This window comes from Ottowia thiooxydans (genome assembly GCF_040548795.1).
Classification (GTDB): Bacteria; Pseudomonadota; Gammaproteobacteria; order Burkholderiales; family Burkholderiaceae_C; genus Ottowia; species Ottowia thiooxydans_A.
On sequence record NZ_JBEPSH010000006.1, the window covers coordinates 87,171 to 100,101 of the forward strand.

The 12,931-nt window shown below is 58.8% G+C and carries 15 protein-coding genes; 6 read left to right on the forward strand and 9 right to left on the reverse strand.

Annotated features, from left to right (window positions below; genetic code table 11):
* The first annotated feature begins 4 nt into the window (after window positions 1–4).
* A complete protein-coding gene (locus ABIE13_RS15215; RefSeq protein WP_354444889.1) occupies window positions 5–373 on the forward strand; it encodes a VOC family protein in 369 nt (122 codons plus the stop codon).
* Window positions 370–1,338, forward strand: coding sequence for a flavin reductase (locus ABIE13_RS15220; RefSeq protein WP_354444891.1), 969 nt, complete (start codon window positions 370–372; stop codon window positions 1,336–1,338). Before ABIE13_RS15215 ends, ABIE13_RS15220 begins: the two co-directional genes overlap by 4 nt.
* A gap of 66 nt (window positions 1,339–1,404) precedes the next feature.
* On the opposite strand, the gene ABIE13_RS15225 is transcribed toward ABIE13_RS15220, so the two are convergent.
* The 9 genes from ABIE13_RS15225 to ABIE13_RS15265 all read right to left on the reverse strand — a co-directional run bounded on the left by ABIE13_RS15225 (window position 1,405) and on the right by ABIE13_RS15265 (window position 8,964).
* On the reverse strand, window positions 1,405–1,587 hold the full coding sequence (locus tag ABIE13_RS15225; protein ID WP_354444893.1) for a hypothetical protein: 183 nt from the start codon (window positions 1,585–1,587) through the stop codon (window positions 1,405–1,407).
* 193 nt (window positions 1,588–1,780) lie between these two features.
* Window positions 1,781–2,470 carry a dienelactone hydrolase family protein gene (locus ABIE13_RS15230; RefSeq protein ID WP_354444895.1) on the reverse strand — a complete coding sequence of 230 codons (690 nt, stop codon included), beginning with the start codon at window positions 2,468–2,470 and terminating at the stop codon, window positions 1,781–1,783.
* A gap of 155 nt (window positions 2,471–2,625) precedes the next feature.
* Window positions 2,626–3,462 carry a fumarylacetoacetate hydrolase family protein gene (locus tag ABIE13_RS15235; protein WP_354444897.1) on the reverse strand — a complete coding sequence of 279 codons (837 nt, stop codon included), beginning with the start codon at window positions 3,460–3,462 and terminating at the stop codon, window positions 2,626–2,628.
* Between the two features lie 40 nt (window positions 3,463–3,502).
* The gene (gene cnbZ, locus ABIE13_RS15240) at window positions 3,503–4,261 is read right to left on the reverse strand and encodes a 2-amino-5-chloromuconate deaminase CnbZ (protein WP_354444899.1); all 759 of its coding nucleotides are present in this window, start codon (window positions 4,259–4,261) and stop codon (window positions 3,503–3,505) included.
* A gap of 119 nt (window positions 4,262–4,380) precedes the next feature.
* Window positions 4,381–5,115, reverse strand: a complete 735-nt coding sequence (locus tag ABIE13_RS15245; protein ID WP_354444901.1) for an ABC transporter ATP-binding protein — start codon at window positions 5,113–5,115, stop codon at window positions 4,381–4,383.
* Window positions 5,112–5,876 (reverse strand): ABC transporter ATP-binding protein, encoded by a 765-nt coding sequence (locus ABIE13_RS15250; protein ID WP_354444903.1) that lies wholly within the window; start codon window positions 5,874–5,876, stop codon window positions 5,112–5,114. The genes ABIE13_RS15245 and ABIE13_RS15250 overlap by 4 nt, the downstream gene beginning before the upstream one ends.
* Entirely contained in the window at window positions 5,869–6,813 is a 945-nt protein-coding gene (locus tag ABIE13_RS15255; protein ID WP_354444905.1) for a branched-chain amino acid ABC transporter permease, read from the reverse strand. The genes ABIE13_RS15250 and ABIE13_RS15255 overlap by 8 nt, the downstream gene beginning before the upstream one ends.
* Window positions 6,810–7,676, reverse strand: coding sequence for a branched-chain amino acid ABC transporter permease (locus ABIE13_RS15260; RefSeq protein WP_354444907.1), 867 nt, complete (start codon window positions 7,674–7,676; stop codon window positions 6,810–6,812). Before ABIE13_RS15260 ends, ABIE13_RS15255 begins: the two co-directional genes overlap by 4 nt.
* A gap of 70 nt (window positions 7,677–7,746) precedes the next feature.
* Window positions 7,747–8,964: an amino acid ABC transporter substrate-binding protein gene (locus ABIE13_RS15265; RefSeq protein WP_354444909.1), complete on the reverse strand. Its 1,218-nt coding sequence runs from the start codon at window positions 8,962–8,964 to the stop codon at window positions 7,747–7,749.
* A gap of 157 nt (window positions 8,965–9,121) precedes the next feature.
* Between ABIE13_RS15265 and ABIE13_RS15270 the strand changes: the two genes are divergently transcribed.
* From ABIE13_RS15270 to ABIE13_RS15285, 4 genes are all read left to right on the forward strand, one after another.
* Window positions 9,122–10,081, forward strand: coding sequence for a LysR family transcriptional regulator (locus ABIE13_RS15270; protein WP_354444911.1), 960 nt, complete (start codon window positions 9,122–9,124; stop codon window positions 10,079–10,081).
* A 304-nt stretch (window positions 10,082–10,385) separates the two neighbouring features.
* Window positions 10,386–11,132 carry an SDR family oxidoreductase gene (locus ABIE13_RS15275; RefSeq protein ID WP_354444913.1) on the forward strand — a complete coding sequence of 249 codons (747 nt, stop codon included), beginning with the start codon at window positions 10,386–10,388 and terminating at the stop codon, window positions 11,130–11,132.
* 5 nt (window positions 11,133–11,137) lie between these two features.
* Window positions 11,138–11,638 carry a MaoC family dehydratase gene (locus tag ABIE13_RS15280; RefSeq protein ID WP_354444915.1) on the forward strand — a complete coding sequence of 167 codons (501 nt, stop codon included), beginning with the start codon at window positions 11,138–11,140 and terminating at the stop codon, window positions 11,636–11,638.
* A 1-nt stretch (window position 11,639) separates the two neighbouring features.
* Complete coding sequence (locus tag ABIE13_RS15285) at window positions 11,640–12,923, forward strand: phospholipase A (protein WP_354444917.1); 1,284 nt, start codon at window positions 11,640–11,642, stop codon at window positions 12,921–12,923.
* Window positions 12,924–12,931: the final 8 nt, after the last annotated feature.

Sequence of the window (12,931 nt, forward strand, 5' to 3'; positions counted from 1 at the left end):
CACCATGCAATCACCCAAACGCCTTCAAAACGTCTTTGTCGTGGCCGAGCGGCCGGCTGAGCTGCACCACTTTTACGAGTCTGCTCTGGGACTGACAATCAAGTTTCGCGACAAGGACCGATGGATCCAGTATGGCGTGGGCAACACCAGTGTCGCCCTGGCCAGCCGTGAAGAGGCCGCACCGGCCAGCGCAGGTGTGGTCATGGTGTTCGAGGTGGAGGATTTTGCCGACGCATCGGAGCGCATCACAGCCGGAGGGGGAGAAGTTCTGGGCACACGCGACATGGGATCGCACGGTGCGGTGCTTTCGCTGCGCGATCCGGAGGGCAATATCGTTCAACTCTTCAAGCGCCAAGGGACGCCCACACCGTGACCCAACCAGCCTCACTCACGGAATCCATAGACCCGCACCGGTTCCGCCAGCTGCTGGGGTGCTTTCCGACCGGAGTGGCCATCATCACGACCAGTGGCAACGATGGCACCCCCCTGGGTCTGACCTGCAATTCGTTCAGTTCAGTTTCCCTGGAGCCGCCGCTGGTGCTGTTCAGCCTGCGCAATGCCAGCAGCTTGCTGCCGCGCTTCATGACGGCAGACGCTTTTGCCATCAATATTCTGTCTCAGAGCCAGGATCAGCTGTCCGGGCGCTTTGCGTCCAGCAAGATTGCCGACAAGTTTGAAGGGGTGAACTGGCGCCCCGGGCCACTGGGCACACCGCTGATTGACGGCTGCCTGGCCAGCTTCGAATGCCAGGTACACGCACGCCACGAAGCGGGAGACCATACGATCTTCATTGGTGAAGTCAAATACATGGGCGCCGACTCTGCCGATCATGCATTGGTGTTCTACAAAGGCGCCTACATGATGCTTGCGGAATCCCTTCGCAAGCTGGTGCTGGATGGCAAGCTCAATACCGCCGACATTGACGAGGCCTATCGCGCGCTCTACGGTACGCTTCTGAGGCTGGGTTGCGAGCGCGCCAGCGAGGAAGAGGTGGATGCCATCGAAGCCGCGGTCCATGAGATCGAGCAGCACCAGCACATTGATTCGCTCCCCAGACGGATTGACGCTACCGCCCGCTTCTTTTCTTCCATTGCACGGGCCGGCCACAACGAGGCGCTGACGCTCATGGCCCAAACCATGACATCCGTCCTGAGGGAGCGCATGACACATGTGCTGCCCACACCACCACGGCCCGACGTGTTTCCACTGAGAAGGAAAATCGTGGAATGCCTGCGGGCGCGTGACGTCGATGGGGCGACTGCTGCCCTCGACGAATTGATCACCAGCCTGCGCAAGGAAACCAGGACGCAGGGCAGCGAGGGCTCTGTACCGCTATAGGGTCAGGCCTCTGCGCCTGCCCATTCTGAAACACCAGGGCGTGTTAACCGGCCCTGGGGCGTGTCATCAATTAAACCCCCCACGCGCTGATTCGCCCTGAGGATGGATACGCGAAGGCAGGCGCAGGCCGTAGTGATCTACGGCCAAGGCTGCCGACAAAGTAGACGCCGCAGGGCGAGCCAGCCCGAAGGGTTGCCAAGCCAGGGGGCGCCATGCGTTGTTGTGGCTCGCTTGTGTACAGTAGTACACGGCGCTCGCCACGCCTAGCCTGGCACCCCCTGGCTTGGCAACGCGTGGGGGGTTTAATTGATGACACGCCCTAGGCCCAACGCTGTTCAGTTAAACCCAGTCCGTTCGCGCTGAGCCTGTCGAAGCGTCGCACCCGGCTTCGACAAGCTCAGCCCGAACGGGTATTTGTGTGCTTAAGTCAACAGCATTGGCCCTAGGCCAGATTCTGAGCAAAGAATGCGAGCGTGCGTTCACGCGCCAGCTTGGCGGCAGCGGCGTCATAGGATCCACGGTGATCGCAATTGAAACCATGGTCAGCAGCGTACAGATGCACCTCCACCTCTGGGTGCGCCTTCTTGAAGGCTTCCACGCTTTCCACCGAAATCCAGTGGTCGCGCTCACCGAAGTGCGCCAGCACAGGGACCTTGGGCTGACGAGCCACTTCTCCAGGGGTGGTCATACCACCACCGTAATAGGGCACAGCCGCGGACAAACCCGTCAAGGTGCAGGCGGCACGCCAGCTCAGCAGCCCACCCCAGCAATAACCGACGATACCGACCTTGCCTCCGCTTTGGCTGGCTGCGTAATCTATAGCCGCTTGAAGGTCCTGCAGCACGCCAGGTGCGGGCAGCGCCTCGACAGCTTGCTTGAGCTTGGAGCCGACCCCCATGTCAGCCTCGGTGTAGCCAAGTTCCACGCCTGACTGAACACGTTGAAAAGTGGCCGGGGCTATGGCCAGGTAGCCTTCAGCGGCGTAGCCATCGGTGACTTCACGAATATGCTGGTTGACGCCAAAGATCTCCTGGGTCACGACGATGGCGCCCCTGGGCTTGCCCGACGGCTCGGCGACGTAGGCGGGAATGAGAGTGCCGTCTGCGGCTTTCAAGTCAATGATCTGTCCCATCTATGTCTTTCTCCTGTATCAAATGCGGTTGATGCGCGGACGGTGATCGGTGAATCACCCTGAGTCGAGCGAGCGAGCAGTGTGCCTTTATTCGCGAGAGCGTACAACAGAAAGCCCTCCAGAGTTGCGCTCAATTGATGGAATCCCCCGCGCCCTCAGACCACCAGCTGGCGCTGCGTTCCCAGGCCTTGGATCGTCAACTCCATGACGTCGCCACGACGCAGGTACCGAGGAGGCTTCATTCCCATGCCTACGCCGGGAGGCGTTCCGGTGGCGATCACGTCGCCTGGCTCCAGGCGCATGTAGGTCGATATGTCGGCAACGATCTGGTCGACGTTAAAAATCATGGTTCGCGTATTACCCCTTTGCATGATTTCGCCATTGACACTCAAGCTCATATTCAGAGTAGTTGGGTCCGTCAACTCATCGCGACTTACCAACCATGGTCCAAGTGGTCCGAAGCTGTCATGGCTCTTGCCCTTGGTCCATTGAGTAGCCGAGTGTTTGAGTTGCCAGTCGCGTTCTGACACATCATTGACTATCAAGTAGCCAAAAATGTGCTCACGCGCCTGTGCCACGCTGATATTCGAGGCCTCCCGCCCAATCACAATGCCCAGCTCGACCTCCCAATCCAGAGACTGACTGTCAGGGGGCATTCGAACTTGGTCGTTCGGCCCTACTATGCAAGATGTGGCCTTGAAAAAGAGAATCGGCTTCTCAGGCACTGGCATGCCAGATTCCGCTGCGTGATCCGCGTAGTTCAAGCCAACTCCCAGGAATTTTCCAACACCAGCCACCGGAGAACCCAAGCGGGGAGAACCCGAGATCAGCGGCAACTCCCGCCAACCTTCAGCAGCACGCATGAGTGCACCCGAGGCCATGCCAGGTCCGTCGACGTCAGGTACGACACCAACCAAGGTGCGCAAGCTGCCATCGGGTGCCAGCAGGCCGGGTTGCTCCTGGCCAATCGGCCCGTAACGCAGGTATTTCATAAAAATCAGCTCCAGTTCAAAGGACGAATCAATCCAATTCTCAAACGGTCAATACGTATTCCGAGACCACGCCACGGCAGTCCATTTCAAACTCCAGATCCTTCACGGGCGGACGGTTGAAATGCCAGTCCACACCGTTGCGCACAATCCCTTGTGGCGCCATTTCCTGCAACATGACATGTTGGATCGGATGCACCGTATATAACTGCACCCCTGATGTGTCATCCCAAGTGAAGCCAAGCGCTTTCATTCGACGGCTCATCTCACCCAGTACCCAGCGACCCTTTTCAGATAAGCCTTCGGGGGAGATGTCTCCCAGACGCACGCAGTTGTCGCGGTAGTCTCCTTTACCTTCAAGGGCTTCGGCACTGCCAGCAATCACGAACGAGGGCACGGCGCCCGGATGCGCCACGGTATAGCTGAACGCATACAGCGAAGGCTCGGCGGGTTTATGAAATTCCGGGCAGACATTGCTGCGCGCCACCGGGTTGTCTCCGCCCTCTTCATAGATTCCCCAGGTTTTCAGAGTACCGATGTAGACATCATTGAAAGCACGAAAGCCCTCTTCTGTGAATGGCGCGGGCGAGCGTAGCTCACAGGCTGCGAATGCCGTTAACGGTCTGCCGTTTGCCTGGAGGTGAGCAGCGATACGTTCGAACCCCTCTTTGAGAGGCAATGGGCGTGAGAAGCGTGCGCGCTCCAGTCTGTACCCCAGGTCAGCGGCAACTCCGCATGAGTACTGGCGCACTCCGCGCACATATCGATAGTTGCCCGGATTGAAAGCGATGACCTCGGTCATGATGTAACTCCTTGGAAATGAGACGTGAAAGTCCGCCCCACCGGAAGTTCCGGTGAGTTCAGACAGGAAAATTCAAGCTAAGGGCAGCGCTAAAGTTCGATGCGCAAGGGCCGGAACCCTCAGGCGTAGGCGCTGCCCAGATAGGCCTCCCGGATAGCGGGATCCTTCAGCAAAGCGGCACTGTGGCCGTGGTGGGTGATTCGCCCGGTGTCCATCACGTAGGCGGTGTTCGACAGTTCAAGCGCGGTGACCACGTCTTGCTCGACAACTAGAAGAGAAAGTCCCTCTCGATTGAGCAGTTGCAGCGACTGCACCAACTGGTCTACCAACAAGGGCGACAACCCCAACGAGAGTTCATCGATCATCAGCAAACGGGGTGCGCTCATCAGACCTCGACCGATCGCGCACATCTGCTGCTCGCCACCTGACAAGGTACCGCCCGCTTGAGCGCGCCGCTCGAAGAGTTTGGGAAAGACGGTATACACCCGGTCCATGTCTCGCCGGATCGTGGTGCGATCAGCCTTGCGCGCGTAGGCGCCCATAAGCAAGTTGTCTTCCACGCTCATGGCACCGAACAGACGCCGTCCCTCCGGCACATGGGCGATTCCCAATACCAGCAGCGACGCTGGCGTTGCCCCTGCTTCCAGCCTGATGCCCTCCCAATGCAACTCGCCTGAGCGCAAAGCCACCAGGCCTGAAAGCACACGCATCAAGGTGGATTTACCAGCGCCATTGGACCCAATCAATGAGGTGATCTCACCCTGCTTCAATACAAGGTCCACGCCCCAGAGCACATTCACCTGACCATAGCCAGCCTGCGCCGCGCGCACCTCCAGCAACGTCGTCGTGTTCATCGCTGTTCTCCTTGCGCGAACTGCTGCGCCAACTTCGCATATTTCTGCCCGAGATAGGCCTCCACGACAAGAGGGTCGCGCACGACGTCATGGGGGAGGCCATCGGCAATCAATCGGCCGTTCTGAAGCACGACGACCCTCGAGCAGGTGTCTACCACGACCTTCATCAAATGCTCGATCACCACGATGGTCAGGCCTCGCTCCGCAAGGGTGCGAATCAACGTCATGGCCTGCTCAACTTCCGCTGTGTTGAGCCCCGCATTCACCTCGTCGAGAAAGAGAATTTTGGGTTTCATCGCCAACGCTTTGGCAAGCTCCAGACGCTTGCGCATCGCCAGAGTGAGGCTCGCCGCGGGACGATCGGATACGGACCCCAGTCCCACGAATTCCAGGTGTCCCTCTGCCGCTTTGCGCGCTCCTGCCACCGTGAGCCCGCTCTGAGAAAAAAGGGCCGCCGAGGCTACGTTGTCCAGTACGTTGAGCTCTGGGAAAGGCTGCACGATCTGGAAGGTGCGAGCCAAGCCCATGCGGGCAGCCTGGTACGGCTTGCGCGAGGTGATGTCCTCACCTTGAAACATGACCCGACCACCGCTGGCGCGATGCACCCCCGTGATCACATTGATCAATGTAGTCTTGCCAGCGCCGTTGGGACCGATAAGTCCCAGCACTTCCCCCTTGTGCAGACGCAGCGATACGTCTTGAAGTGCTTGCAGACCACCAAAACGCCTGGACACTGACTCAAGTGCGAGCACCTCAGTCATGAGAAGCTCCCGAAGCACGGCGCGCCAGACGACGCGGCAAGGAGACCAGGCCATGTGGCAGGAAAAGCAGCAGCAGGACCACCAGGACTCCCAACGCCGCTGAATGCATCTCCAGCATGTTGCGCCACAGTGTCTCCTCCAACCCTAGAAAAACCAATGCACCAGCCACAGCGCCGCTAACCGAACCCAGGCCTCCAAGCAGCGCCATGACGATAGGTTTGACCGACAACAGCACATCGAACACGTCTGCCGGTTCAATGTAGTTCACCCAGGCTGCATACACCGCGCCAGCCGCACCCACAAAGATAGCCGAGAAGCCAAACGCGAGGCTCTTGTAAAGCGTGGCGTTCACGCCGATCATGTCAGCTGCGGCCTCATTCTGGCGAATACAAGCGAGGCCAAAACCCAGCTTGGAGCGCTCGATCCAGCGTGCCATCAGGAAGCACAGCAAAAGCAGTGCCCACATGAACCAGTAGAAGAGCGAAGCCGTCGCGGCGATGCTGCCACCGGAGCTCATGGGGACATTCAAACCCATTCCGCCACCCGTGAGCTCAGTCGAAGAGTTCGCGAGCTCGCGCAACACTTCCACAACAGCCAGGCTACCAATCGCGAAATAGTGACCTTTCAAACGCAGCAATACGGAGCCCAACGAGAGCGCGAGCACAAAAGCAAGTAAAGCTGCACAAAGCACCGCCAGTGAAAGCGGCCACCCGCGAGCCACCAGAATGCCGCCTGTGTACGCTCCAAGACCAAAGAAGGCCGCCGTAGCGAACGACGGATAGCCAGTAAACCCACCCACAATGGTCCACGACACTGCCAATACCGAATACATGGCAGCCAGAGTGCCCAACCGCATCAGATAGGCGCTGTCTGTCCAGGGCAGCATCGCGGCCACGACGATCAAGCCGAGCATCAGGAAATACGCGTTCAGCTTCATTCGAACCCCCGCTTGCCCAACAGACCATGGGGCCGTACCAGCAAAAAGACGATCAACACAGCGAATGACAGGGTCGTCCCATGCTCAGGGCCCAGCGCCAGTGCGCCGAAGCTTTCAAGCAAGCCCAGGAACAGGCCTCCCGCCACGGCGCCAGGGACGCTGCCCAGGCCCCCCAGCACACACACCGCGAAAGCCTTGCCCAGATAGGAAGAGGACGTCAGCGGGGAAATTGGAAAGATCATGGCGAGCAGAACACCCGCACAGCCCGCCATGGCCGCTCCCAGACCGAACGCAGAGGCATAGACGGAATTGACGTTCACGCCCATCAAGCGAGCTGCATCACGGTCCAGCCGTACCGCGATGATGGCGCGCCCGATGCGAGTGTGGCGCAGCAGCAGATAAAGCAGCCCGGTCAATGCCAGCGCCAGCACCATCACCAGTGCCCGGTCAACCGGCAGGACCAGTGGCCCCAATTGCCATACGCCCAATGGGGGATCGAGAATCAGCTTGCGAAAGTCTGCAGTAAAGACCTTGATCATGCTGTTGCTGAGGATCAGGTCTATGCCGAAGGTCATGGTCAGCGTAACCAGCACCGGTGCAGCGATCACGCGGTTGAGCAAACCGCGCTGAAGTCCATAGCCCAGCACAAAGAAAATGGGCGCAGCAGCGATCAACACGTACCAGGGATCCAGGCCCAGGGCGTTATAGGCCAACCAGGCCAGGTACGACCCCAGCACAATGAAGGAGCCGTGCATCAGGTTGATGACGTTGAGTACTCCCCACACGAGCGAGAATCCCGCAGCAATGGCCGCATACAGGCAGCCCAGCACGACGGCATTCAACAAGACCTGTGCAATCAGCATGCAGCCGCTCCCTGAGCAAGAGTTTCCATTGGTCGGGACACCGAGGCTTGTGAGCGACCCTGTTGAACCATTACTTCACGCCCATTTGGAATTCACCTTGCTTGGCCTCGGCGGGAAAAACGATCACGGGTTTTCCTTTCTGGATCTGGAACACGGGTGGCTGCAATGAGTTGATCTGGCCTGTAGGCCCAAATCGAACGGGGCCCCAGAAGGTCATGACATCGAGAGCAGCGAGTGCATCGCGCACCTTGGCTGGATCAAGCGTGCCGGCCTTTTCGATGGCCATCTGGAAAAGCGCACCGGCCACTGATGCTGACGCCTGGGCATAGTCCGGTGTCGATTTGTACTTGGCCTCGAAAGCCTTGACGTAGTTTTCGGTGCTGCCAAATATGTCCGTGCCCTTATAACGAAGAGCTGGGTGCCACCATGAGGCACTGCTGATGTTTTCTGCGCCCTGACCCGCCGCATCAATGAACTCCTTGTACGCGGGCGCGGCAATCATCGTCACAACCTCAGCCGTGATGCGTTGGTCAGCCATTTGCTTGCGCAGAAGTACCAGATCGTTGATATAACCCGTCATGAAGATCCACTGCGGGTTTTGCGCCTTGACCTGCGCCAGAGCGGCCGAGTGGTCCATGGTGTTGATGGCGTACTTCTCGGAGAAGACCACGTTGAAACCCCGGCTCTTTGCGGACTTCTCCATCTCCTGGGCGATAGACAGAGGGAACAGGTCGTTGCGCGCCAAAATAGCCACCTTGGAATTAGGCGGCAACTTGGTCTTCACGATATCCGCGAGGGGGTTGGTGAGTGTGCTGTTCGGTGTGAAAGTCCCGAACAGGTACTTGTAGCCCTGGTCATAAACCTGCTCGGACGAAGCCGCCGCCGCGATGCTCGGGCGGCCGTAGCGCTCGGTCACTGTACTGGCCGCCTTGGCTGCACCCGAGCCGAAAGCGCCAAAGAGAAAGTCGACTTTATCCTGAGTGATCTGGCGTTCGGCGGTCTGCACAGCGCGAGGCGTATTGGACTGGTAATCGGAGTAGACGATCTCGACGCGGTACTTCTTGCCCCCGACATTGATGCCACCCTTCTTGTTCGACTCTTCAGCCCACAGGTCGTAGCCCTGGCGTTGTTTGAGTGCCTCGGGCGCCAATGCGCCGGTCAGAGGCAGTGGTGCCCCGAAACGGACCACATCCTGAGCCATCGCACTCAGCCCTGCTCCGAAGGCTGCTAGCCCCAGACCGCACACGATGGCGTTGGTACGCAACACACGAAAGATGCCGAATTTCATACGCGTATCTCCTAAAGGGGGAACACAGCTACAAAGACTGTGGGCCACTCTAGCAAACAGACCGTCGCTTGAACCCCTGTTGAATGCGAACTCGTGCATCGCAAAAATAGAACACACACCAGTTCACACGATAAATTGGGACTAGGTGAATCCTCGGATGCACTGCGTAGAAGATGGAACGAAACTTGCAGGCGAACTCCTGAACGTGTTTTATCTTCGCTACATGCTCCAACCCGTCTCTCTCCAGTATTTCGAAGCGGTCGCGCGCAACGGGTCGATTCGGCAGGCTTGCGACAAGCTTTTTGTCGCTCCCAGTGCCGTAAGCCGGCAGATCGTCAACCTTGAAAAGGAGCTGAGCGCGGAGCTCTTCGAGCGCACCCCGCATGGAATGGCACTGACGGCCGCAGGCGAAGTGCTGCTGCGTTATGTCGATTCAATCAACGGGCATCTCCAATGCGCTCGCTCCGAGATCGAGGACCTCAGCACACTGGCACAAGGGACGGTGCGCATCGCGGCGACGGAGGGCACGATTTTTGATTTCTTACCGGCCAAGGTAGCCAGCTTCATCAAACAGCACCCCGGTATTCAATTCAAGGTCAATACCCTTGGGACGCACCAGATCACTGAACAGGTGGTGACTGATGCAGCGGAAATCGGGTTGGTATTTGGCGTATCGAGCCGGGACGATTTGATTCTCCGTGGTCGCGTGTCGAACTCCATGCGAGTGATCATGCGGCCGGGGCATCCGCTGGCCGGTCGCGATTCATTGGCGATGACGGACCTTGTGGGAGTGCCCATGGCATTGCCCGACCGCACCTTTGGCATCAGACGCCTGGTGGAGCGGGCAGCTCAGGCCGCCAAGGTGCCTCTGAAGATTCAGCACGAATCCAACTCGCTGCATTTCATCAAGTCATTGGTGCAGAACTGCGACGTCGTGGGCTTTATGCCGCGCATCACTTTCGCACGAGAAGAGGTTGCGGGCTCTATCGTATCGGCGGAGTTGCGAGACCCGGTATGCGAGCAAGCCACCGTGGACATTGTTACGGCTCGGGGGCATAAGCTGTCAACCGCCGCCCGCAGCTTTTTACGCCACCTCGCCAGCGAAGAGATGTTTTGAAGCTGCGCTGAGCACCCGCCGAGCGCCTCCCTCGCGATCATCATCACGCTGGGTTGGGCGTGCCCTGGCAAGCGTTGCATGAATGTCTGGTTGCGCTCGCGTGTCAGTCAACACGACTTGGTCCAAACGGCTTCAGCTCAGGCTGGTTGATGAACTTCAGGGATCAGCGACACTCAGGGTATTGGTCACTTCAGATCGCAGTCACCGCCTGTTTCAAGCTGTCCTTCAAAGCGCTTTCCAATGGCTCTATGGAAGGTGCGATGGACTTGTAGAAAATCACATCAGATCTTGCAGGAATAAGGACATGGAAAAAGTATTGCTGATCACTGGCGCCAGCCGAGGAATCGGCGCTGCCACGGCAAAGATGGCCGCACACGAGGGTTGGACCGTCGCTGTCAACTACGCTGCCAACTCGCTCGCGGCAGACGAAGTGGTACGCTCCATTCGCGCCGCGGGAGGCCATGCCATCGCCGTTCGCGCAGATGTGGCCGATGAAGCGCAGGTGATGGCCATGTTCCAGCATATTGACGCCAAGTTGGGACCCTTGAAAGGCCTGGTCAACAATGCCGGCGTGGTGGATGTTTCCCAGCCTGTCTCCGAACAAACGGTGCAACGCTGGAGGCGAATGTTCGAGGTCAATGTCATTGGCTCCATGCTCTGCGCCCGTGAAGCGGTGCGACGCATGAGCACGCAGTATGGTGGCGCGGGCGGGAGCATCGTGAATGTCTCCAGCGCAGCGGCGCGCCTGGGGTCTCCAAACGAATATGTCGATTACGCAGCCAGCAAAGCAGCCATAGACACCTTTACCATTGGCCTTGCCAAAGAAACTGCTGGCGGCGGCATACGCGTCAACGCCGTGCGTCCAGGCTTGATTGATACCGAAATCCACGCCAGCGGCGGCAAGCCCAACCGCGTGGAAGATCTCAAACACCAGATTCCCATGAAGCGTGGCGGCACCGCCGAGGAAGTAGCACAAACCATCGTCTGGCTGCTCTCGGATGCGGCCAGCTACACCACCATGTCACTTATTGATGTTTCAGGAGCCCGTTGAACACCATGTCCACTCAAGCACAAAGCCAAATCAAGTATTTCTGGGAAGACCTGCCCGTGGGCAAAACGCTGGATATCGGCAGCATCACCGTCGACCACGACGAGGTCATTGCCTTCGCCACCAAGTATGACCCCCAACCTTTTCACCTCAATGAAGAGGCCGCCGCCAAATCGATGTTCGGCAAGCTCAGCGCATCGGGCTGGCATACCTGCGCGATGGCCATGGGCCTGATGGTGCGCGGCTTCCTTCACGAGTCATCGAGCCTGGGTTCACCCGGACTGGAAGCCGTGAAATGGCTCAAGCCCGTGTACCCTGGCGACACGCTGACGCTGAAACAACGCATCGTTGAAGCGCGTCCCATGAAATCTCGCCCGGATGTGGGCTTGACGCGTACTCTGTGGGAAATGTTCAACCAGCACGGCGACCAAGTCCTGATGATGGACGGCTACGGTATGTTCCGGCGCCGTACCCCGGCCGGTTCCGACGAACCTAAAGCGAGTGAGTGACATGACTTCATACACCGGCGCCCTGCGCCCTGGATCATTTAAGCTGGCTCGACTGACATGGACCACTCCCGTAGCCGCGCTCTTCATGAATGCGGCCATGGCGGCCCCATCCACACCAGCCCAGGCGAACCTGTCTCCAGGTGCGGCCAGTGAAACGACGCTCGCCTGGCAGCAGTGCGCCGGCAAGGCGGACAGTGAACGCCTGGCCTGCTTTGATGAATGGGCGGCCAGTCAGCAGAAGCTCATGCAAGCCTTGGACGAAAGAGCGCGTTCGGTGGCGGAATCACCCAACGCGCAACCCACGCCTGCGGGAGCCAGCACATCCCTGCGCCAGGACGTTACCCGGGCACTGGCCACTACCCAGCCCAACGCACCAGAGTCTGGCTCCCCCACCGCATCGACAGGGATTGTCGGCGTTGGGCTGGAACAGGGTTGCCGCGATCGTCAGTTCTCCGAGACCTCCCGCTTCTGGGAGTTGGAGTCAGGCTCTAGTTGCCCTACGTTTGGCTTGCGCGCATTCCACCCCACCACTGTGACCGTGTCCGCAGGCAATGGGATCAACACGCAACCCACCTCGCCCAATCCTGCCAATACGGCGACCACCCCGATCGACTACAGCAAGCGTGAATTGAGTTTGTCGCTCTCCGTGAGGACCAAGCTGGCCAGCGGCATGCTGACCCCGGAAGGTAGCACCTTGCGCGACTCGCTCTGGGTGGCCTACACCCAAAAGTCGAATTGGCAGGTGTTCAACAGCGGCCTGTCCCGCCCCTTTCGCAACACGGATCACCAGCCTGAACTGATCTACATCTATCCCACCACCGCCAAGCTGCCGGGCGGCTGGGTTTGGCGTTACACGGGCTTGGGTGTGGTCCATCAATCCAACGGCCAGAGCGACCCGCTTTCGCGCAGCTGGAACCGGGCCTATCTCATGACCGGGATTGAGAAAGACAATACCTGGGCCATGCAATTGCGCCTATGGAAGCGATTGTCTGAATCCGCTGAAAAGGACAACAACCCCGACATCACGCGCTTTCTGGGCCACGGTGATCTGAGCTTACGCTGGAACGTCAATGCGCAGAACAGCCTGCGACTGACCTACACCGGTTTCAACAGCCGCGGCTCCAGCAAGCTCGAATGGACCCGATCACTGGGCGATGGCCTGGGCAATAGCTTCTCTGGCTTGAAGCTGTACACCTCGATCTTCCACGGTTATGGAGACACTCTGCTCGACTACAACTTCAAACGAACGGTGTTCAATATCGGTCTGAGCTTGTCGGACTTCTAAAACTGATG